General features: G+C 36.5%; 17 protein-coding genes. 8 read left to right on the forward strand and 9 right to left on the reverse strand.

Annotated features, from left to right (window positions below):
- Positions 1–54 precede the first annotated feature (54 nt).
- The gene (gene lpdA, locus EL165_RS00205) at positions 55–1,455 is read left to right on the forward strand and encodes a dihydrolipoyl dehydrogenase (RefSeq protein WP_002980390.1); all 1,401 of its coding nucleotides are present in this window, start codon (positions 55–57) and stop codon (positions 1,453–1,455) included.
- 179 nt (positions 1,456–1,634) lie between these two features.
- Here the strand turns inward: lpdA and EL165_RS00210 are convergent, their stop codons facing one another.
- Both EL165_RS00210 and EL165_RS00215 read right to left on the reverse strand, forming a co-directional pair.
- Entirely contained in the window at positions 1,635–2,240 is a 606-nt protein-coding gene (locus tag EL165_RS00210) for a hypothetical protein (RefSeq protein WP_126358557.1), read from the reverse strand.
- 37 nt (positions 2,241–2,277) lie between these two features.
- Positions 2,278–2,682, reverse strand: coding sequence for a hypothetical protein (locus EL165_RS00215; protein ID WP_002980387.1), 405 nt, complete (start codon positions 2,680–2,682; stop codon positions 2,278–2,280).
- 224 nt (positions 2,683–2,906) lie between these two features.
- Here EL165_RS00215 and EL165_RS00220 point away from each other — a divergent pair, with 224 nt between their 5' ends.
- Positions 2,907–5,441, forward strand: coding sequence for a phosphoenolpyruvate carboxylase (locus tag EL165_RS00220; protein WP_002980381.1), 2,535 nt, complete (start codon positions 2,907–2,909; stop codon positions 5,439–5,441).
- A gap of 212 nt (positions 5,442–5,653) precedes the next feature.
- Here EL165_RS00220 and EL165_RS00225 read toward each other — a convergent pair whose 3' ends face one another.
- Positions 5,654–7,255 (reverse strand): S8/S53 family peptidase, encoded by a 1,602-nt coding sequence (locus EL165_RS00225; protein ID WP_002980380.1) that lies wholly within the window; start codon positions 7,253–7,255, stop codon positions 5,654–5,656.
- 88 nt (positions 7,256–7,343) lie between these two features.
- On the opposite strand from EL165_RS00225, the gene EL165_RS00230 reads away from it, so the two are divergent.
- The 3 genes from EL165_RS00230 to EL165_RS00240 all read left to right on the forward strand — a co-directional run bounded on the left by EL165_RS00230 (position 7,344) and on the right by EL165_RS00240 (position 10,494).
- Positions 7,344–8,468, forward strand: coding sequence for a DegT/DnrJ/EryC1/StrS family aminotransferase (locus EL165_RS00230; protein ID WP_002980378.1), 1,125 nt, complete (start codon positions 7,344–7,346; stop codon positions 8,466–8,468).
- A gap of 419 nt (positions 8,469–8,887) precedes the next feature.
- Positions 8,888–9,910: a UDP-glucose 4-epimerase GalE gene (gene galE / locus EL165_RS00235; RefSeq protein ID WP_002980375.1), complete on the forward strand. Its 1,023-nt coding sequence runs from the start codon at positions 8,888–8,890 to the stop codon at positions 9,908–9,910.
- A gap of 131 nt (positions 9,911–10,041) precedes the next feature.
- A complete protein-coding gene (locus EL165_RS00240; RefSeq protein ID WP_002980373.1) occupies positions 10,042–10,494 on the forward strand; it encodes an adenylyltransferase/cytidyltransferase family protein in 453 nt (150 codons plus the stop codon).
- A gap of 90 nt (positions 10,495–10,584) precedes the next feature.
- Here the strand turns inward: EL165_RS00240 and EL165_RS00245 are convergent, their stop codons facing one another.
- From EL165_RS00245 to pnuC, 6 genes are all read right to left on the reverse strand, one after another.
- Positions 10,585–11,577, reverse strand: coding sequence for an acyl-CoA thioester hydrolase/BAAT C-terminal domain-containing protein (locus EL165_RS00245; RefSeq protein WP_002980371.1), 993 nt, complete (start codon positions 11,575–11,577; stop codon positions 10,585–10,587).
- 179 nt (positions 11,578–11,756) lie between these two features.
- Positions 11,757–14,294, reverse strand: coding sequence for a TonB-dependent receptor domain-containing protein (locus EL165_RS00250; RefSeq protein WP_002980369.1), 2,538 nt, complete (start codon positions 14,292–14,294; stop codon positions 11,757–11,759).
- A gap of 133 nt (positions 14,295–14,427) precedes the next feature.
- On the reverse strand, positions 14,428–15,453 hold the full coding sequence (mltG, locus tag EL165_RS00255; protein WP_002980366.1) for an endolytic transglycosylase MltG: 1,026 nt from the start codon (positions 15,451–15,453) through the stop codon (positions 14,428–14,430).
- 31 nt (positions 15,454–15,484) lie between these two features.
- Positions 15,485–16,252, reverse strand: a complete 768-nt coding sequence (gene dapF / locus EL165_RS00260; RefSeq protein ID WP_002980364.1) for a diaminopimelate epimerase — start codon at positions 16,250–16,252, stop codon at positions 15,485–15,487.
- An 89-nt stretch (positions 16,253–16,341) separates the two neighbouring features.
- Positions 16,342–16,998 carry a hypothetical protein gene (locus tag EL165_RS00265; protein ID WP_002980362.1) on the reverse strand — a complete coding sequence of 219 codons (657 nt, stop codon included), beginning with the start codon at positions 16,996–16,998 and terminating at the stop codon, positions 16,342–16,344.
- A complete protein-coding gene (gene pnuC, locus EL165_RS00270) occupies positions 16,995–17,672 on the reverse strand; it encodes a nicotinamide riboside transporter PnuC (RefSeq protein WP_002980359.1) in 678 nt (225 codons plus the stop codon). Before pnuC ends, EL165_RS00265 begins: the two co-directional genes overlap by 4 nt.
- A 167-nt stretch (positions 17,673–17,839) precedes the next feature.
- Between pnuC and EL165_RS00275 the strand changes: the two genes are divergently transcribed.
- The 3 genes from EL165_RS00275 to hemN all read left to right on the forward strand — a co-directional run bounded on the left by EL165_RS00275 (position 17,840) and on the right by hemN (position 21,953).
- Positions 17,840–19,357, forward strand: coding sequence for an amino acid permease (locus EL165_RS00275; protein WP_002980357.1), 1,518 nt, complete (start codon positions 17,840–17,842; stop codon positions 19,355–19,357).
- Positions 19,358–19,406: 49 nt separating this feature from the next.
- A complete protein-coding gene (locus EL165_RS00280; protein WP_002980355.1) occupies positions 19,407–20,420 on the forward strand; it encodes a WD40/YVTN/BNR-like repeat-containing protein in 1,014 nt (337 codons plus the stop codon).
- A 174-nt stretch (positions 20,421–20,594) separates the two neighbouring features.
- Positions 20,595–21,953, forward strand: coding sequence for an oxygen-independent coproporphyrinogen III oxidase (hemN, locus tag EL165_RS00285; protein ID WP_002980354.1), 1,359 nt, complete (start codon positions 20,595–20,597; stop codon positions 21,951–21,953).
- The last annotated feature ends 144 nt before the right edge of the window (positions 21,954–22,097 follow it).

Genomic DNA, 22,097 nt, shown 5'->3' on the forward strand with positions numbered 1-22,097 from the left:
TTAATTTTGCTTTTGTTTTGCAAGTAAATTTAATTAAAAAAAGTAATAAATCAAATGGATCAATATGACATTGCCGTAATTGGCTCAGGGCCCGGAGGATATGTAGCTGCTATAAGAAGTGCCCAGTTGGGGTATAAAACAGTAATTGTAGAAAAGTATGATACATTGGGAGGAACGTGTACCAATGTGGGATGTATTCCTACTAAAGCTTTACTGGACAGCACCCATCATTATGCAGAAGCACACCATAAATTCAATGAACATGGCATCAGGCTTGATACAATAGAGCTTGATTTCTCTCAGATGTACAGGAGGAAAGCAGATGTCGTTTCAAAAAATACCGGAGGTCTCGATTTTTTAATGAATAAAAATAAAATTACCCGGTTAAAAGGAACGGCAAGTTTTATTAATAATTCTACGATAAAAGTTGCAAACGATTCTGAAATTAAAGAAATTACGGCACAATATTATATCATTGCGACGGGTTCAAAACCATCAAGCATTCCCGGAGTTGAAATTGACAAACAAAGAATCATTACCTCTACGGAAGCTTTATCCCTGAAGGAAAAGCCGGAATCTATGGTGATTATCGGAGGAGGCGTAATAGGAGTGGAAATGGCTTCTATTTTTAACCGTATCGGAACAAAAGTTACCATTCTGGAATATGCAGACCACCTGATTGCTGCAATGGATCATGAGCTTGGAAAGAGCCTGCAGAAAATCCTGAAAAAAGATGGAGTTGAAATCCGTCTCAATCAGGCGGTTTATAAAACTGAAAATACAGGTTCTGCCGCTAAGGTGTTTTTTAAAGATCAAAACGGAACAGAAGGAGCGCTGGAAGCAGATTATGTATTGGTAGCTGTGGGAAGAAGTCCGTATGTAAAAGGTCTTGGTCTTGAAAATACAGATGTACAGCTTAATGAGAGAGGGTTCATTAAAGTGAATGAAAACAATCAGACTTCCGTCTCCAATATCTATGCAATAGGTGATGTTATCGGCGGTGCGATGCTGGCTCACAAAGCTGAGGAAGAAGGTGTTTTGGTGGCAGAAACGATCAACGGACAAAACCGTCACATTCATTACAACCGTATTCCTTCAGTGGTCTATACATGGCCGGAAGTGGCTTCAGTAGGATCTACGGAAGAATACCTGAAAAAAAACAATATAGCTTACAATGTCGGAAAATTCCCGTTTTCTGCCAGTGCAAGGGCCCGGGCGTCAATGGACATGGAAGGCTTTGCTAAAGTTTTGGTAGATCCGAAGTATGGAGAAGTTTTGGGTGTCCATATCATTGGTGCCAGAGCTGCCGATCTGATTGCACAAGGTGTTATTGCCCAGGAATATGAAGTGACCGCAGAAGACATGTTCCGCATTTCCTATGCCCATCCAACCTATTCTGAAACGTTGAAGGAAGCTTATCTGATAGCTTCCGGACAGGGAGCTGTCAATATATAAAAATTAAACCATTAAGGTTAATGAAGATAAGAAAGATAGTTAAGATCCATCTCTGATGGAAAAATAAAGCACATCGCTAAAAAATAGCTTTCGTTTTTACCCTTAAGTACTCTTAACAGCTTAAAACCTTAATGGTTTAAAATAAGATTTTCAATTTTAAGTATTTTCACAATCATCATTTACAATATAGAACAGTTTTCATCTTTTGCATAGACCCCATTGCTCTTTGCCTCCAGTTTTCCGGTTTTTCTGTTGATTTTAACTAAAAAAGACTCCTTTACAACCGGACAGCCTTTAGACTGCATCAGGTACATGGAAATATGGCGGTCTTCAATTTTATAAGCCCCGGTAAAGCGGTTGTTGGTATCCACCGAATAGCCATAGGTTTTTGCCAGTAAAATAGCTTCAGGAAGATTATCCACAGTTCCGATAAAGTCTCTTAACTGCTGTTCACTCGAAAAATAAACCGATCTTTCATTCTTACATGCAAGAATATATGAAAAACAATTGTTACCAATACATTTCTGGAAAAAACCTCTTTCAGGAACAGGTTCATTGATCGTCATGAAGTCGGGAGCCTGGCTTTCATAGATCACAGCTTTTTCATAGTCCATATCGTTGCTGAGGACACGCCAGTAAGCATACTCTTTATCCGGCACAATGAACGGGTAGAGATATTCTGTAGTATCAAGAATGTCGGGAATTTTTTTATAATCATCAGGAACCTTGATCTGGCTGTATAGAAGATTAGAGAAGATCAGGGAAAATGTGATGATGGTTTTCATAAAGAATGTGTTTCCAGGTACAAATTTAGAAAGAGAATTATTCCAATACAATTTTATAATATCCTTTTTCGTCAGTTACATCAAAATTTATTCCGGTAAAAGTCAGCTTATTGATTTGATAGCCATCACAGCCTCCTTTAAATTCAGATGACTGGATTGAAAAATCAAGGTTTTTGATATTAGAATAAAACTTATAGTTTTTTGTTCCGTTATAGGCTCCTACATTTTCCAGAATAACCTTGTTGTCCGATGTTTTGCTTAGCTGTACATTCATATTATTTTCATCCTGAACCGAATAGCTGGTCAGTGTCCCGTTGGCAATGAGGTTTTCATTGTCAGAATTCACGAATTCAAATATGATGGGTAATGGCGCATTGTAACAATCCTTTTCACAGGATATCAACAGAAACGTCATAAGTAAGAAAATAAAAGTTTTTTTCATAGATTATGGATGGTATTGAGAGTAAAATTAATCAAAATTATATTAAACCTGAGTTTTTAAAAAGAATCTCTGTATTGTCAAAAGCTGCACAAAATATTTCATGGTTAAATCATGCTTTTGACCTGAAAAATTATTTAAAAAATTTAAAAAATTTTTTGATTTTCACCCTTAATTTTTGTCATTTGTCAATCCAACTAATTTGAAAATCGCTTACATTTGTTACTATGATACACGACCAACGCGCAGAAAAATTCAGGCAGATTGTGGAAAATAAGTTCCAGATCTATAATTCATTATTTATGAGCCTGCCTTATGATAAAATGACGAATATCGGAATGCTGCTTCCGTTTCTTTATGAGGAAAGCAGAACCGGTTATGAAGCAGGAAAAACACCTGAAAATATCGTCGAAGAATTTTTTAAGAATCATACCGATCTCCAGACGGAAGAGCAGAAACTTGAACTGCTTTTCAAGATCATACAATATATAGAAAGACAGGTAGTTTTGTTTGACAGTATTGAAGATGCAGCATTTCCAAATCTTCATTCTGAAAGCGACAATGGTACGGTCACCAATCTTTTTGAACGCTCTTTGCAGGACCATAAGATTGAAAAAGTAAGGGAGAAATTAAAAGATTTCAGTGTAAAGGTTGTATTTACGGCGCACCCCACCCAGTTTTATCCAAGCTCAGTACAAAGGATTATTCAGGATCTGAGAGGGGCCATCACCAGTGATTCCGTGACTCAGATTGATATGCTTTTGCAGCAGCTGGGAAAGACTCCTTTTGTCAACAAAGAAAAACCGACTCCGATAGATGAAGCGCTGAGTATTATTTCTTACCTGAGATATGTATATTATGATACCATTGGGGAACTGTTTACCAAAATCAAGAAGACTTTCGGAAACGGCCATTTCCACCTTCATGAAGATATTATCCAGCTTGGTTTCTGGCCTGGCGGAGACAGAGACGGAAATCCTTTTGTAACAGCGGATGTAACGAAAAGAGTAGCGGAAGAACTGCGTTCAGCCATTCTGAAATCTTATTACAGCCATCTGAAATTTATCCGAAGAAGATTAAGTTTCAGAGGAGTTTCTGAAGTTCTGACCCAATTAAGTGAAGAGCTTTATGCTGCTATTTTTGATGGAAAAGACATTAAGGCAGAAGATATCTTAAAAAGGGCCGCAGAAGCGGAAAAAATACTGATCAATGAGCATAATTCTTTGTTTTTAGATCTTTTGGTGAATTTCAGAGACCGTGTAATGATTTTCGGAACCCACTTTGCAACTTTGGATATCCGCCAGGACAGCAGGATTCATCAGAAAGTCATTGATGAAGTGTATGCAAAAGTATATGGGAATGAAGAAGCAGATTATGAACAGAAGTTCAATAAGCTTATTCAGATCTCTGAAAAGATAAATCCTGAAGATTTTGAAGATATTGTAAAAGATACTTTATTAACCGTCTCACAGGTTACAGATATTCAGCATCTGAACGGACTGAGAGGAATGAACCGTTATATTATTTCCAATTCTGATGCAGTAAAAGACGTAATGAATGTCTATGCATTCTTCAAAGTATGCGGGTATAAAGACGAAGATATCAATATGGATATCGTTCCGCTCTTCGAAACAATGGAAGGGCTTGCCAATGCTGAACATGTAATGAGTGAGCTGTACCAGAATCCTGTCTATAAAAAACATCTGGAAAAAAGAGGAAACCAGCAGACGATTATGCTGGGATTCTCGGATGGAACCAAAGATGGTGGTTATTTAAAAGCCAACTGGGAAATTTATAAAGCTAAAGAAGTGCTGACAAAACTTTCGGAACAGAATAATATCAAAGTTGTTTTCTTTGATGGCAGAGGCGGACCACCGGCAAGAGGAGGTGGGAAAACACACGACTTCTACGCTTCTCAGGGAAAAACGATTGCCAATAATAAGATTGAATTAACCATTCAGGGTCAAACCATAACGAGTATTTTCGGAAACAAAGAACAGGCAAAATACAATTTTGAACAGCTTCTCACTGCCGGAGTTGAAAATGATGTATTTAAAAATGCAAAAAAAGAACTCACAGAAAAGGAAAGGGCTTTAATCATCGAATTGGCGGATATCAGCTATAAAAAATATTCAGACCTGAAAGCTCATCCAATGTTTGTTCCTTACCTACAGGAAATGAGTACTCTTGAATATTATGGAAAAACGAATATCGGAAGCCGTCCTTCAAAAAGAGGAAATGGCAGCGAGCTGAAATTCGAGGATCTGAGAGCGATCCCGTTTGTAGGTTCATGGTCACAGCTGAAGCAGAATGTACCTGGTTTCTTTGGTTTTGGATATGCCATGCAAAAGATGAAAGAACAGGGAAGGTTTGAAGAAGTAATAGAACTCTACAAAGGTTCCGATTTCTTTAAAACTTTAGTCCTGAACTCGATGATGAGTATGAACAAGTCTTACTTTCCATTGACTTATTATATTAAAAACAATCCGAAATTCGGTGCATTCTGGAATGTTCTGTTCGATGAATATGAGCTTTCCAGAGATATTATGCTGGAACTGACCGGATTCAAAATGCTTCAGGAAGAAGATCCGCTCTCCAGAAAATCTGTGAAGATCCGTGAAAAGATTGTGCTTCCTTTGTTAAGCATTCAGCAGTATGCTTTAATGAAGATTCAGAAAGGAGAAGGCAACAAAGAAGCTTATGAAAAGCTGGTAACACGCTCGCTGTTCGGAAATATTAATGCCAGTAGAAACTCTGCATAAGCTATTTTTTAAAATAAGAATGATCATAAAGATGATAATCATTATCAATAGAAACGGGCTTTAGCCCGTTTTTTTATTAGAAACCATTCAATGAGCTTTAGCTCAAACTTATTTTTATGTTGTAATACGATCAGAAATAGTAATATATCTCCCACAGATTGTACAGATGTTTATGTTGTAATCCATCTGCACAATCTGCGGGAAACAAATAATTATTCCTTCAAGAATTTTTCATAGAAGACCTTATCCTTCATCTGAATCTTCAGATAATACGTTCCTTTTGCAAAATCCTCTACTTTTATAGATTTCTGGTTGTTGCTTTTCCTGATGAGTCTTCCCAGGTTATCATAAATTTCTAATGAAAGAATTTCCTGTTCTGACGCAATATTCAGGATACTTTTCGCCGGATTCGGAAATAGGGAAAACTTTTCCTTTTTTACGATTTCAGAAGTGTTCAGAACGAGATTGTATAAGCTCCCGAAATTAAGGATCCCATATCCGATCTGATCCGAATGAGCGGGATACAGGGAAGCGGTTTGTCTCAATTTTGTTCTCATCTGTTCCCTGTTCATGGTTGGAAATGCCTGGATAAGACACGCCACCCCTCCTGCGGCAATAGGAGTGGCAATGGAGGTTCCGTTCACCACCATTGTAGCATTATCATAAACCGTTGTTGTACCGGTTCCCTGAGTACTTCCGTCTGGTTTTACCACGCCTAAAGAGTTTGGCCCGAAAGAAGAAAATCCGGACGCATTTCCGGCAGAATCCACAGAACCGATAGAGAAGACTTTAGCATTATCAGATGGCGTCAGAAGATAATGCCACGGCTGCTGTCCCGAATTACCGGCAGCGGCAAGAACAAAAATTCCTTTTTCTGCGGCAATACCTGCCCCACGTGCAATGAAAGAGGTGTTTCCGTCCATATTTGCATAAGAATAATTGTAACGGCTGTCATCGAAAATATTATACCCCAGTGATGAAGTAATAATGTCTACACCTTTTCTGTCTGCTTCCTCAGCCGCTTCAATCCAATATAGCTCTTCTTCAGGAATCTCTACCACAGCATTTTCACTGCGATAAAGGTAAAAATCCGCATCAGGGGCTGCCCCTACAAAAGTGTTTTGCAGATATCCGCCGATAGTTCCTAAAACAACAGAACCATGAGTGCTGAGAGCAGTATTATAGATATCTGCAGTTTTGGTAACAAAATCATAAGATGCTTTGATGTGGTTATTGGTCCATAACCTTGCGAATGCTGCACCTGTATTCACAGTGGGAAATCCGGCATCAATGACTGCTATAGAAATTCCGGTTCCGGTAAAGCCGGCCAGATGAAGAGGGCGTATATTAACCTGGTCAATTTGTGCAGCGCCTGAACCGTAATTAAAGTTGGTCAGTGTTTTATTGATGCTTGCATCGTCTTTCCATTTTGAAGGTGCTGTCTTCAATGTACCGGAATTATTTCTGGCAAAGCTTTCAACAGAGGAAACAAAAGACTGTGACTGCAGTAAGATTTTTTGGGCAGGAGTGGCATTTACGGCTGCACCATTAAGCCATTTTGAATAATCAGTAACGGTAAATCCTAAATTCTGAAGATTCTGAATGTAAGACTGTTCAATAGGAGCGTCCTGATCATTCAGAGGTATTCCCAGCGTGGTACGTCTGTTGAGGGATTTCTGACTGAGTTCTGAGAGTGGATTTGCATAAAATGCAGCCTTATTCGGCTTATCCATAAAGTAAACGAAGACGAGCTCGGTTTGTGCGGAAACAGTAAGGTAACTTGTTAGGAAACAAAAGAGTAAAAGTTTTTTCATAAAATTTATTTGTATAAAGATAAAAACAAAATCAATAAAATTTTTGATCAGATATTAAAATCCTTATTTTTACAGAAATATTTATTATATGAAAAAAATTCAGATGGTTGACTTGCAAAGTCAGTATTACAAAATAAAGAATGATGTAGACAATGCAGTTTTAAATGTAATGGATTCTGCGGCATTTATCAACGGTCCTGAAGTAAAGTCTTTCCAGAATGAATTGGAGTCTTATTTAGACGTAAAACATGTGATTCCGTGTGCCAATGGTACAGATGCATTACAGATTGCCCTGATGGCTTTGGATCTGAAAGAAGGAGATGAAATTATTACAGCTGATTTTACTTTTGCTGCAACGGTAGAAGTTATTCACCTGCTTAAGTTGAAATCTGTATTGGTAGATGTAGATTATGATACATTTACAATCTCCACAGAGCAGATTAAAAAAGCAATTACACCAAGAACAAAAGCGATTATCCCGGTACATATTTTCGGACAGTGTGCCAATATGGAAGAAATTTTAAAAATTGCTGAAGAGCACAACTTATATGTTATTGAAGACAACGCTCAGGCAATTGGTTCAGAATATACATTCTCGGACGGAACGGTAAAACAGGCCGGAACAATGTCTACTGTTGGAACAACTTCTTTCTTCCCATCAAAAAACCTGGGATGCTACGGAGACGGCGGGGCTATTTTTACCAATAATGATGAACTGGCTCACCGTTTAAGAGGAATTGTAAACCACGGGATGTATGAAAGATATTACCATGATGAGGTTGGAGTAAACTCACGTCTGGATAGCATTCAGGCAGCAGTTTTAAGAAAGAAGCTTCCTCACCTTGATTCTTATAACGAAGCAAGAAGAAGAGCAGCAGATTTTTATGATGAAGCATTTGCCGGTCATCCGGATATCCTGACTCCAAAAAGAGCTGAAAATTCTACTCACGTATTCCATCAGTATACTTTAAGAATCCTGAACGGTAAACGTAATGAACTTCAGAAGTTTTTGGCGGAAAAAGAAATTCCTGCAATGATTTATTATCCTGTAGCATTGAGAAAACAAAAAGCATACTTCCAGGAAAGTAATCCTGCAGATTTTGTAAATACCGATAAACTTTTGGATCAGGTAATTTCTTTACCAATGCATACAGAATTAGACGAAGAGCAGCTGAAGTATATTACGGATGCAGTGCTTGAGTTTATGGGATAATGAAAAGAAAGATATTTAAATATAAGCTGGTATACTACTTAGCGGTAATAACTAGTTTACTACTTTTTATAATATCAGCATTTTGGATTCTTGAAATATTTAATGACTTTAGCCTGTTTAAAACATTATTTATTGTTATTTCGTTAGTTATCAATTCATTTGCATTTGTCAATCTGATTGAAAAATATGATAAAGCTATTTTGTTTCTAAATCTCAGTTTATTACTATCCATAATTATTTTAGGCTATCCTTTATTGTTTGGATTTTTGAACGGATATTATGTTTTGGAACATTTTACTTTTAGATTTTTAATCATATTCATATTGTGTTTATTGATTGTAAATGTGTTTAAGGTGAAAAAGAATGACGGAGTACATGAAATAGAACAGATAGGAAAAAGCGAAGATTAAAAAATAAAAATGGCAATACTTGTTACCGGGGGACTTGGATATATTGGTTCTCATACTGTAGTAGAACTTATCAATAACGGCTTTGAAGTGGTTATTGTTGATGATTTATCCAATACGGAGAGGTTTATTTTAAATAATATTGAGAAAATTACAGGGGTGAAGCCTGCTTTTTATCCTTTTGACCTGAGAAGAAAAGAACTGCTTACTCAGGTTTTTGATGCGCATCAGATTGATGGATGTATCAATTTTGCAGCTTCTAAAGCAGTAGGAGAGAGTCAGGTAAAACCTATAGATTATTATGAAAATAATCTGTTCTCTTTAATTAATATTCTTCAGGAATTTAAGGAAAGAAAAATCTCTAATTTTATTTTCAGTTCGTCTTGTACGGTATACGGACAGGCAGATGTAATGCCGATAGATGAAAATACTCCGTTAAAAACACCGGAAAGTGTATATGGAAAAACAAAACAAATGGGAGAAGAGATCCTGATTGATTTTGCGAAGGCCTATGGCAGTAAAATATCGTTGTTAAGATATTTCAATCCTATTGGCGCACACCCATCTGCCAAACTTGGCGAATTGCCGATCGGAATTCCCAATAACCTGGTGCCTTACGTAATGCAGACTGCGTCAGGAGTAAGAGAGAAACTGAATATCTGGGGAGATGATTATCCTACAGAAGATGGAACTCCTATCCGTGATTATATTTATGTTGTTGACCTGGCGAAAGCCCATGTTGCAGCATTGAAAAAACTAATAGAAGACTCTTCAGCAGAAACAGTGATTGATATTTATAATCTGGGAACAGGAAAAGGATCATCTGTGCTGGAAGTGGTAAAAGCATTTGAAAAGGCTAATAATGTGGAAGTGCCCTATCAGATATGTGACAGAAGAGAAGGAGATATTACAATAGCATATGCGAATCCTGAAAAAGCAGAAAGAGAACTCAACTGGAAATCTGAGACGTCCCTTGAGGAAGCTTTAAAAACAGTATGGGAGTGGCAGAAATATCTGAACAGCAGAAATTCATAAACTTAAGTATTGCTATATTTACGTTTGGAAAGAATAATTAAATATAAAACAAATTACAAAACACCTTCCCTGAATCACTTGTGTTCTTAAAAGGATCACTTATTTCAGCGGAGTTTTAATTTTAAATTAATATGAAGACACAGAGAATAGGTATTACATTTTCGTCATTTGACTTATTGCATGCAGGACACATCAAAATGCTTGAAGAAGCTAAAACTGTATGTGACTATTTAATCGTAGGACTTCAGATCGATCCATCCCACGATCGTCCAAACAAAAATAAGCCAAGTCAGACTATCGTTGAAAGGTACATTCAGCTGAAAGCAGTAAATGCTGTAGATGAGATCATTCCTTATTACACGGAAGAAGATCTGTTGGATATTTTAAAATCATTCGTAATTGATGTAAGAATCATCGGAGATGATTATATGGACAAAGACTTTACAGGTAAAAAATACTGTGAAGAAAAAGGAATTGAAATCTTTTACAACAAAAGAGACCACAGGTTTTCTACCAGCGATCTGAGAAGAAGAATCTATGAAGCTGAAAAAGAGAAATACTCGAAAGCAGAGCCTGTAAAATAAATTCAGACAAAATATTTCAAAGATTATAAATAAAAAGCTGTAAATCATTTTACAGCTTTTTATTTTACAGATATAGTTTTAAAATTTTCTCTATTTCAAGTCCTTATCAATGAAACTCAGGAAATCAAAAAACATTTCTTTCCAATGGCTTACTTTAGTTCCGTCTTCTTTTATTTCTTCAAAATTATGATTGCAGTTCAGATAAACTTTGCTTTTCAGGTTCGTTTTTCTATGACAGATAAATTCTGCGGTAATTAAGTCGCTGGTTTCTACGGGTACCTTATCATCATGGCTTCCGATGGTGATGAAGATGGGAATTTTTAATTTCAGAAGATTTTCTACAGGAGGTTCGTTTATAGCAACATTCCATTTGTAGGTATCACCATTAAAATAATCTTTTACTGAATCAGGAGCCTGATAAACCTTATTATATCCCTTCATCAGTTCATCAATTTTATCCTGGGCCTGGCTGGCACTTAATTTTCCTTCCTGCATTTGTCTTCTCGTAAAAAGTATATCATTAAATATCTGAGGGGTCGCATTCCCTGCTGAAAAACAAATATGAGTGATATTTTTATTGAGAGTTGCCAGTTTTGCTACCACATCACTACCTTCAGAATGGCCGAGAACAGCAATTATTTTAGCATTGGGATAGGTTTTTTTCTTTATGAAATTAACAACTTTATTGGCGACTTCAGCTCTGTCTGACACATTATTTCTTCGGGTAAATGTTGGGGAAGGTATATAATTATTTAATGTTTTTGAGTAATAGGGCAGTCCGATTTTCTGTATATAAACGAATGCATAATCCTTTGGAAACTCTGCCATTAATTTTTTGGGATAGTTATTATAACAGCAGGGTTCTGTATCATCACCATTTACCATAGGTAAATCACCGCTTCCCTGCAGATAGATAAATACTTTTTCCTTTGGTAGATGATCTGTAGTATGAATATAAAAACGTATCGTGTCACCTTTATCAGGAATAATGTATTCTTTCAATTTTTGTTTGTCAGGTGTCTGTGCTAAAATAAAGATAGGGAAGAGCAGTGCTATTGACAGAGTTCTTTGAAAAAAGTTCATAGGTTATTTTTAGTTTATAAAGATGTTTCTATGTTTTACGAGGTAAATATAAAAGTTTTTAACCTTACTATCAGTTATTTATATTTTTAGTTTACAATTTTCATCATTGAAAAGCAAAGGTGCATTAATAAAAAAATCCCGAAAATATTTTCGGGATTTTTTAGTTGTATTATATTCTGTTACATTGGACCGCCTTGTTGGTCGTCGCCCGTTGCGTTGGAATTGATATCCTTTTTCTTTTTAGGCTGTTCAATTTTTTCTCCTTGCTTAAATCTATAGGTAAATGACAGGGCAAATTGTCTTGGCTGCCACTGCATATAGCTATCTCTGGTATAGTTAGGACCATATGCTGTAGACCTCATAGATCTTGTATTGAAAATATCCTGGATATTAAAACTGATGGTTCCGTTTCCATTCCATATTGTTTTGGATGCACCAAAATTAAGTGCATACATATCTCTTCTGTCGATACTTGCTGTTTTTTGTCCTCCTCTATAGAACCCTTGAAGCTGGAAGTTCAGAGTTTTATCGATTTTGAACGTAGAAGTAAGCCTTGCTCTTGTGGAAAATCCACTTCCTTCAAAAGGTGCAGGTTTTTCCATGATTTCAGGATCAAAATAAGTTCCAGTCGTTTTATATCCGAATAAGTCTACATTTCCTAAGAATTTAAGCCATTTTGTAGCATCCCAGTTGAAGTTTAGATCCAGTCCGTAGCGATCATCAGTTCCTAAGTTAATTGGCTTGGTATGGAAAGCAACCAAAGTCTGTGGATTTCCATTGGCATCAGTATAGGCAACATTTTCATCATATACCAACATTTTTACATCATCAGTGGTATGCCTGTAATAAACTGTAGGATTGATGGTAAAATTCTTTTTAGAAATACTGTAGCCAATCTCATAAGAATCTACATAAGAGGGATTCAGATCGATGTTTCCGTCAAAAAGATTCTGATTATCATTATAATTTGGATTCGGGATCAAAAAGAAAGAACGAGGTCGGTCTATCCTTCTTGAATAGTTCACTAAAAACTGATTGTCCTTTGCAATTTCATAACTTAAAAATACACTTGGGAAAAGGTTGTTGTAAGTTTTAGATTTATTTACAGCAGTACCCTCACGGTTTAGATAATCAACATCTACTTTTGATAATTCGTCTCTAAGCCCAATCTGATAGCCTAACTTTCCTATTTTACTTTTAAACTGAAGATAAAAAGCATTAAACATTTCTTTGTAATTTGCATTGTAGGTGTATTTATCAAGATACACCAATGCAGGATTTAATGCTGGTCTTTGCCTCACAACATTACTATAATCATTGTCGTTATGATCCAGTCTGTAACCAGCTTCGATTTTGGAATTTTCCCCGATAGGAAGCTCGTAGTCGGCTTTAGCAATAATAGATTTATTAAGTGTACTCTGATTGACAAGGTCCTGAAGCTGGAAAATACCGTTTGTCGTATCATTGATATCATTATCATTGTTGGAACGGTTTCTCTGTAAGCTTAGTGAAACAGATAAATTTTGGCCATTATCATCAAATTTATGGTCTAAACCAAAATCTCCCTGAAAAGCAAGATTATTTCCTGTTCCAATACTGGCTCTCTGTCTGAAAATATTTCCTCCGCTGAAAGGATAGTCAAAATAGTTAATATTTCCTGTGTTGTCGCTGTCAAAGGTTCTTACGGTACCGGATGCGTTTACAGATGTTTTATCAGAAATATCATAAGTCAGACCTCCGGTAGCATTGTAGTTGTCATTTTTATTTTTGCTGATGGATTCATTATGGGTCTCTTTGTTGATCCCGCTGTTGAACCATGCATCATTTCTACTAGTATTTTTGGACTCTCTGTATCCGCCGCCGCCGTTTAGGAACCATGTGAATTTACCCTTTCTCCAACTTAGATTAGTATTGAGAGAAGTTTGTGGGAGATATCCTAACGTTCCTGTAACACTTCCGTTAAAACCAGTCTTTTTATTCTTTTTTAAAATAATATTTAAAATACCGGCAGTTCCGCTGGCTTCAAACTTAGAAGAAGGATTGGTAATGACCTCGATCCGATCAATCTGATCAGCAGGAATACTTTGCAGTGCATTTGCACCATCGTCAATCCCAAGCAGGGCAGAAGGCTTCCCATTGATCAGGAATTTTACATTGGAACTTCCTCTCATGGATACCGTTCCATCTGTATCTACAGAAACTGAAGGAACATTGGTTAAAACATCCTGAAGGGTTCCTCCTTTACTCACAATATCCTGTGAAGGGTCATATGTTTTTTTGTCAAGCTCTACTTTATAAGGTTTTGCTGCTGAAGCAGTAATCACAACGCCTTGTATTTCTTTTGTTTTACCGTCAACAGTAGAAGTAGGTTCAGCCTCAATAGACAAAGCCCCGATATTACCTGCTGCTGCAATATTTTTGCTGACTACACTTTTCTTGTAATCAATAGCTTCTACTGTAATTTCATAATCGCCGGGCATAAGCTGAATCTTATACTGTCCTTTTTCATCTGTCAGTACAGCGTCGCTTAATGTTTTGTTGGTCTTATTACTGAAAGTCACAGAGGCATAAGGTACCGGTTGGTTTTTTTTGTTGACAATAGTCCCTGAAACTCCAGCTTTCTCCTGTGCAAAAGCTAATGCTGCCGCTGAAAGTACTAACGTAAGTCCTAAAGTTTTTCTGGTGAAAATAGTGACAATTTCTGTCTTATTCTTCATAGGTTATTTTTTTGTATAAGATCGTGAAAGAATAACCCTTAATATTTTGAATTTCACATCTGTTTGATCATCAAAATATTATGGTCGCGTTTATTGTTTTCTAACTGTATAAGTTTCTTGGTGCTTTTTAAGCCTATTTTATATTTTTTGAATTGAGCCAGTCCTGATAAGCCTTTGCATTTACAGCATGCTCTTCAGCGCTTGCCGTAAACTTATGGTATCCGGGTCTTGAAGGATCGGCACACATAAATATATAATTGTTATTTTCAGCATTTAAAACAGCATCTATTGAGTTTTTATCCACTACACAGATTGGCCCCGGAGGAATCCCTGCATTGGCATAAGTGTTATAATGTGATGGTGTAGACAAATGCTTATATAATACCCTTTTTATAGGTTCTTTAAAATTAGTCTGTTTATTGATCGCATAAATTACCGTAGGATCAGACTGAAGTTTCATTCCTTTTCTGTAACGGTTTAAATACAATCCGGCAATCGTTTTCATCTCATCTTTTTTTCCTCCCGATTCCTTATAGACAATAGAGGCCAGAGCATATATCTGATCTCTTGTGAGACCGGACTGCTGTTCTTTATTTTTTCTTTCAGCCGTCCAGAAATCATTATACTGATCTTCAAACTTGGCAAAAAATTCTCTCGGACTTACGGTCCAGAAAAAATTATACGTATCAATGAAAAAATATTTTTTTAAATCCTCAGCATTTTTGTATCCTTTCTCTTGTGCAACAGCATCCAGATCAGTTACAAAATGTAATGAATCTATTTCTGTTTTTTTGGTAACCTTACCAATCATCTGATACATATCCCCAAAATCACCAATCCTGTAAGAATTTGCTGTCTGGTTTCCTGCTTTAATCATATTGACAAGGTTTTTGTTTCCTGTTCCGCTTTGGATGTGATAACGTCCTGCTTTAAAATTCGTATCAAGACCTTTTTCTTTAGCCACTGCTTCAAAAGATTCCCTGTCTTTCATATAAGGAGCAATAGAGTCAAGGATCTGCTTAAAACCTGCCCTGTGAGGAATCAGCACATAACCTTCTTTTTCTACGTTATTTCCTAAATATTTATTATAAAATCTCAAACCAAAAAATCCTGCCACTATAAAAACCAGCAGAATGATAATGAGAATAGCTTTTTTCATTCCTGTTAATGTTGATTAAAAGTTTTTGTTTTTAAAGAAGATCTGTTTTACCTCTAAAAACCTGCTTTGCAGGACCTTCCAGCCATATATTCCGGAATGAGTCACCGCTTTTTTCAGCATATACCTTAAGATTTCCACCTAAGGTTTTAACTTTTACAGAGGTTAGATTGTGTTTTTGCAGAAAAGTTAAAGCAGAAGCCGTAACTCCTGTCCCGCAACTGTAAGTTTCGTCCTCAACGCCTCGTTCATAGGTTCTTACAAAAATTTCATTATCTGAAATTTTTTCTACAAAGTTCACATTGATTCCTTTTTCTTTATAAGTTTCAGAATTTCTGATTCCATATCCTTCATCATACACAGGATAATCCTTCAGATTTTCAACATATTTTACATAATGGGGTGAACCGGTATTCAGAACGAAGTCATTTCCGTCATGGGATACCGCGTCTACATTAATCATCTTTAATTTAATAATTCCGTTATGAATTTCAGCTTCATGTTCGCCGTCCGTCGCAATGAATCTGCATTTATCTTCAAAGATATCCAGGAAAAAAGCAAAAGCTACAAGACATCTTCCTCCGTTCCCGCACATGGTACTCTCACCTCCGTCAGAATTATAGTATACCATTTTAAAATCATAATTGGGATCGTTTTCCAAGAGAATAAGACCGTCAGCACCTATTCCGAAGCGTCTGTCACATAGTTTTTCAATAATACCTTTATCCTTAGTAAATTGCAGATCACGGTTGTCTACCATTACAAAATCATTCCCTGTTCCCTGATATTTATAAAATTCCATATTTTTTTGTTAAATGAAGAAGCAAAATTAACATATTTAAAATGAAAAACGAACAGTGTTAGCTGTTCGTTTTCTTATTTATAATCGTTTTATCTAAAACCGCCTCCGCCGCTCTGCTGTCTGCTGGAGCTGGTGCTTTGGCTGCCTGAGCTGTTTCTGAATCCACCACCGGAAGATTCTGATCTGCTGCTTTCAGAATTTCTGAATCCGCTATTACTATTGGAATTTCTGAAACCGTTGTTGTTCTGGTTGTTCTGATTCCCATTGTTTTGGTTTCTGAACCCACTATTATTCTGGTTTCCCTGATTGTTCTGATAACCGCTGTTCTGGTTTCTGAATCCGCTGTTGCTGTTGGAGTTTCTGTTATTATTGAATCCTCCGCTGTTATTATTGTATGAACCGTTATTATTTGTTGTACGGGTATTCTGGAATCCGTTCTGAGGTCTTGAAGAAGCAGACCTTCTTTCTACATAGACTTTTCTTCTGGAATTATTATAATTGTCATAATAATAAGGGATGCCATTATCATAGTAATAATTAACGTTGTTTCTGTAATAATAGCCGTCGTTGCCCCAGTATCCACCGCTTCCGTAGTATCCTGCAGGAGCATAGTAATATCCGTTGTTATAATAGGGATCTCCATAATAACCTCCATTATTGCTACCGTATCCGTCGGTATATGCTAAACAAGATGTTAAACTGGCAATAGCAAAAATACTGACTGCTATTTTAAATAAATTTTTCATGACTTTATTGTACTTTTTTCTTTAAAACTTTTTTTCCAATTGACGTATCCTGAGATCGCCATTATAGTAAATACCAAATATTGAACCGAAGTGATTCCAAGTCCCTTAAAAATCATCATAGGGATGCAAATAAGGTCTCCGATAATCCAGAAAATCCAGCTCTCAATGCGCTGTTTGGCCATAAACCACATTCCTACTAAAAATATTGAAGTGGTGAAAACATCCATCCAGTTTGCCCAATCCAGATGATATAATCCAAGACTGGTTCCTTCCATAGAAAACTGATTATCAATATAAGGTTTATAATAATAAATAAGAGTAACAAGCGCGAGGCTCAATATAAAAAGAATGCTGGCATAGATCCATTCCTTTCCGGCAGCCCAGGTAACGTCCACATGAATATGATCTTCGGAATTTTTAGCCCATAAAATCCACCCGTAGATACTCATGATGGTATAATATACATTGATCAGGCAGTCTCCCAATAAACCAAAGTTGAAGAGAATATACACATAGATCATTGTAGAAACAATACCGGTGGGGTATACCCATATGTTTTTTTTAATCGAAAAATAGACGCTTAAGGTTCCTAATACAGCTCCTGAAGCTTCCAGTATAATCTGTAAGGTATCATAGCTCTCATAAGGCTTTATGAAAAGATCATATAAATTCATGTTATCAAAAATAAAGAAAAATTTAACACTAGATAAAATAGTATGAATAAGGTGTTGGTCAGGTTTTTAAAGTTTTTAATGTAAAATAAATGATGAAATTTTAACGATTAACGTGAGAGTTTCTAAATTTTTTATATTTTCGTAAATCCTTAAATAAATAAAAAAACATGTCGAAAATTTGGGTTAAAAAGCCACTAAGTGCCTATGAGGCAGATATGAAGAAAAGTGAGCTGAAGAAAGTCCTTGGAAAGTGGAGTTTAACAGCAATTGGAGTAGGTGCTATCATTGGTGGTGGAATCTTTGTTCTTACCGGAACAGGAGCCTATTATCATGCAGGGCCAGCACTTGCCATTTCCTTTATCATAGCAGGGATCGCCTGCGTTTTTGCTGCATTATGTTATGCAGAGTTTGCATCCATCATTCCTGTAGAAGGTTCTGCTTATGCGTATGCATACGGAACAGTAGGAGAAATTTTTGCCTGGGCCATGGGTTGGTGTCTCATCCTCGAATATGCTATGGCGAGTATGGCAGTTTCCGTGAGCTGGTCCGGATATTTTAATAAATTTTTGAAAATATTTAATATTCATCTCCCTGCCTATCTGACTTCAGATCCTGCAAGTTATACAGGAGATGGATTTTCTATGAACCTGCCCGCATTTATTCTGGTTCTTTTAATTACTGCATTATTGGTAAAAGGAACTAAAGAAGCTGCAGGAGCTAATAACCTGATTGTTTTAATGAAAACTTCAGCTGTTATTTTTGTAATTATAGCAGGAGTATATATTATTTTCTCTAATACTGATCTTTACAATGCTGTAGATGGGGTTAAAAACTGGAAACCTTTCATCCCGGATCCTGTAAAAATCAAAAACTCTGAAGGGGATCTGGTCTCCGCATATGGTATTAAAGGGATTATTTCCGGAGCTGCAGCTATTTTCTTTGCCTATATTGGTTTTGATGCTGTTTCCACACAGGCGGGAGAAGCTATTAATCCTAAAAAAGATGTGCCTTTCGCTATCATTGCGTCATTGTTAATCTGTACCGCTTTATATATCTGTGTATCTCTTGTATTAACAGGGATGATGCATTATACAGACTTCAACCCTGAAGGTAAATATCCGGACGCTATCAAAGCTCCTGTGGCCTATGCTTTTGAAATTGCAGGAAAACACTGGGCAAGTAATATCGTAACGATTGCTGCTACGGTAGGATTAATTTCCGTAGTAATGGTAATGATGATGGGACAGTCCAGAATCTTTATCGGTATGGCAAAAGACGGTTTGATTCCTCAATTCTTCGGTCAGCTTCATCCAAAGACAAAGACTCCATATAAAGGAATCATTCTGTTAGGACTGGTAGTGGCATTTATTGCTGCATTTACTCCGATTTCAACACTGGCAGATATGACAAGCTTCGGGACCCTGTTTGCATTTACTTTGGTTTGTATCGCCGTTTGGGTAATGAGAAAAAAAGAACCTAATCTGATAAGACCTTTCAAGGTTCCTGCTTATAAAATTGTAGTAGCATTGGGAGTAATTATCAATTTATATCTGATTTTTAACCTGAGTGCCCATGCATTGGAACTTTCAGCTGTATGGCTGGTACTGGGAGGTTTGGTATACTTCCTTTATGGAAAATCACATGGTAAACTTAACAATCCTGAAAAATATCAGAACCAGGATTAATAATTATATAAACCGCTTCGGCGGTTTTTTTTTGTCACAATACTATACTATGAAAAAGATTTTCACCATTTTATTTCTGTCTGCAGGACTTGCAGCGTTTTCCCAGCAGGTGGAAAGCCTCGAAACCATTCTTAATGATAAAATAAGTATCAGAGCCCTTGAGTTATACGATAATAAAGTATGGTATAGCGGTACAGATTCCAAATTCGGTTTTGTAGATCTTAAAAATTACAAAAACCAGAAGCAGATAAAACTTTCTGAAGAAAAACTTCAGTTCAGAACATTAGGTCAGAATAAAACTTCTTTCTATACGATCAATATTGAAAGTCCGGGAAGATTTTTTGCCATTGATAAAAAAACTCTGACCTCACAGGTTGTCTTTAAAGATACAGCAAAAACTGCTTTTTATGATGCTTTACATTTCGTAAATGATAAACTTGCCTATACCTTCAGCGATGCAGATAAAGATCAACTGCTGAAGCTGGCTGTGTACAAAGACGGAAAATGGAGCATGTTTAAGAATAATGTAAAATTAAATGAGGGTGAGGCTGCTTTTGCCGCCAGCAATACCAATATTTCATCCTCTAAAAAATATCTTTGGATTGCAACCGGAGGAAAAGCTTCCCGAATCTTAAGAATGGATCTGAAAAATGAAAAGTTTGAAATTTTCAATACTCCATTTGTTCAGGGAGAATCTTCACAAGGAATGTATTCTATAGATTTTTATGAAGATAAGTTTGGAATTGCTGTTGGAGGAGATTATACCAAACAGGATGCTAATATCAATAATATCGCAACGACTACCGATGGTGGTAAAACCTGGCAGATTCAGGCCTCAGGGCAGAATGCAGGATATACGACTTGTGTGAAAATTAAACCGGGATCAAAAGGAAAAGAGATTCTTGCGGTAGGAGATAAGCACGTCAGTTATTCTTCAGATTTTGGAAGAACATGGAAGAAAATTTCTGACGAAAAAGGATTCTTTGTCTGTCAATGGGTTGATGGCAATAATGTTGTTCTTGCAGGAAATAATAAAATTGCGGTGATGAAATTAAAATTTTAAATATCAGGAATAGAATATATCACTATTAGCCAAAAGCCTGATCATACGTATTTAGACTCATTATAAAATAGAACCTAATATAATTCATAGGTTAAAATTCATAACTAATGGTTAATTTTGTACGATGAATTTAATTATGTTAAATTTCATGCCTTATAAAATTTAATTTTCAAAATGAACTCTTTAATAGATAAGTATAATATTCCCGGACCGCGTTACACTTCTTATCCTACTGTTCCTTACTGGGACGAATCAACATTTTCGCCTGAAAGATGGAAGGAAACCGTAATCAGGTCTTTTGATGAAAGCAATGCAGGGGAGGGAATTTCTATTTATATCCATTTGCCTTTCTGTGAGGCGCTATGTACGTTCTGTGCATGTCATAAACGTATTACCAAACAGCACAGTGTTGAAGTTCCTTACCTTGAAAGTGTTTTAAAAGAGTGGAAATTGTACCTTGATCTTTTCAGTGAAAGACCAAAACTGAAAGAATTGCACCTTGGAGGAGGTACTCCTACATTTTTCTCTCCTGAGAACTTAAGAACATTACTGGAGGGAATTTTTTCTACAGTAGATATTGCAGAGCATCCTGAGTTTTCTTTTGAGGGGCATCCAAACAATACAACGAAAGAACATCTTCAGACTTTATATGACCTTGGTTTCAGAAGAGTGAGCTTCGGAGTTCAGGATTATGATCCTAAAGTTCAGAAAGCGATCAACAGAATCCAGCCTTTTGAAAATGTAAAAAATGTTACAGAATGGGCGAAGGAAATCGGGTACAGAGGAATCAGCCATGATCTGGTTTTCGGATTGCCACATCAGAACTGGGAAGCGATGGAATATACCATCAGAAAAACAATGGAGCTGAAACCGGACAGACTTGCATTTTATTCTTATGCACACGTTCCATGGGTAAAAGGAGTCGGACAGAGAGGTTTTGATGAAAATGACCTTCCAAGTGGTGAAGAAAAACGCCGTCTGTATGAAGACGGGAAAAAGCTGCTTCAGGATTTAGGATATATTGAGGTTGGAATGGATCACTTCTCTCTTGAGCATGATGATCTTTATCAGTCTTTAATTCATAAGAAACTTCACAGAAATTTCATGGGCTACACTTCCAGCAAGACCCAGCTGATGGTTGGGCTTGGTATGTCTGCTATTTCAGATTCCTGGTATGCGTTTGCCCAGAATGTAAAAACAGTTGAGGAATATCAGAAAATGGTTGAAGAAGGTGAGATTCCTGTGGTAAAAGGGCACGTACTGAGTGATGAAGATCTTACGGTAAGAAGACATATTCTGAATCTGATGTGCCAACTTGAGACCACTTTTGATATAAACAACTCTTTCCCTGAGCTTGAAAACGCTTTAGAAATGCTAAAAGAGATGGAAAATGACGGTCTGGTTGAAATCAACGGAACTGAAGTTAAAATTACTGAAGCCGGAAGAGCATTCACAAGGAATGTAGCCATGGTTTTTGACCTGAGAATGATGAGAAATAAACCGGAAACGAGAATTTTCTCTATGACAATATAAGCAAAAGCGGTTCAGATCTGAACCGCTTTTTTTATTGACTTATGGCTTATTTTGAACTTGTTTAAACTTTTTGAAACATTAAGATTGTAGTAAGGTGTTTAGAGTATTAAGATTATCTTAACTATGCTTGCTTAAATTCTTCTT

This window comes from Chryseobacterium gleum, assembly GCF_900636535.1.
In the GTDB taxonomy this organism is placed as follows: domain Bacteria; phylum Bacteroidota; class Bacteroidia; order Flavobacteriales; family Weeksellaceae; genus Chryseobacterium; species Chryseobacterium gleum.

Bases quoted from the DNA above. Each gene is read 5' to 3' on its own strand.
- pnuC (WP_002980359.1), bottom strand. From the start codon at position 17,672: ATGAATTTATATGATCTTTTCATAAAGCCTTATGAGAGCTATGATACC.
- EL165_RS00265 (WP_002980362.1), bottom strand. From the start codon at position 16,998: ATGAAAAATTTATTTAAAATAGCAGTCAGTATTTTTGCTATTGCCAGT.
- dapF (WP_002980364.1), bottom strand. From the start codon at position 16,252: ATGGAATTTTATAAATATCAGGGAACAGGGAATGATTTTGTAATGGTA.
- lpdA (WP_002980390.1), top strand. From the start codon at position 55: ATGGATCAATATGACATTGCCGTAATTGGCTCAGGGCCCGGAGGATAT.
- EL165_RS00210 (WP_126358557.1), bottom strand. From the start codon at position 2,240: ATGAAAACCATCATCACATTTTCCCTGATCTTCTCTAATCTTCTATAC.
- EL165_RS00275 (WP_002980357.1), top strand. From the start codon at position 17,840: ATGTCGAAAATTTGGGTTAAAAAGCCACTAAGTGCCTATGAGGCAGAT.
- EL165_RS00220 (WP_002980381.1), top strand. From the start codon at position 2,907: ATGATACACGACCAACGCGCAGAAAAATTCAGGCAGATTGTGGAAAAT.
- mltG (WP_002980366.1), bottom strand. From the start codon at position 15,453: ATGAAAAAAGCTATTCTCATTATCATTCTGCTGGTTTTTATAGTGGCA.
- EL165_RS00240 (WP_002980373.1), top strand. From the start codon at position 10,042: ATGAAGACACAGAGAATAGGTATTACATTTTCGTCATTTGACTTATTG.
- EL165_RS00215 (WP_002980387.1), bottom strand. From the start codon at position 2,682: ATGAAAAAAACTTTTATTTTCTTACTTATGACGTTTCTGTTGATATCC.
- EL165_RS00225 (WP_002980380.1), bottom strand. From the start codon at position 7,255: ATGAAAAAACTTTTACTCTTTTGTTTCCTAACAAGTTACCTTACTGTT.
- galE (WP_002980375.1), top strand. From the start codon at position 8,888: ATGGCAATACTTGTTACCGGGGGACTTGGATATATTGGTTCTCATACT.
- EL165_RS00250 (WP_002980369.1), bottom strand. From the start codon at position 14,294: ATGAAGAATAAGACAGAAATTGTCACTATTTTCACCAGAAAAACTTTA.
- EL165_RS00230 (WP_002980378.1), top strand. From the start codon at position 7,344: ATGAAAAAAATTCAGATGGTTGACTTGCAAAGTCAGTATTACAAAATA.
- EL165_RS00280 (WP_002980355.1), top strand. From the start codon at position 19,407: ATGAAAAAGATTTTCACCATTTTATTTCTGTCTGCAGGACTTGCAGCG.
- EL165_RS00245 (WP_002980371.1), bottom strand. From the start codon at position 11,577: ATGAACTTTTTTCAAAGAACTCTGTCAATAGCACTGCTCTTCCCTATC.
- hemN (WP_002980354.1), top strand. From the start codon at position 20,595: ATGAACTCTTTAATAGATAAGTATAATATTCCCGGACCGCGTTACACT.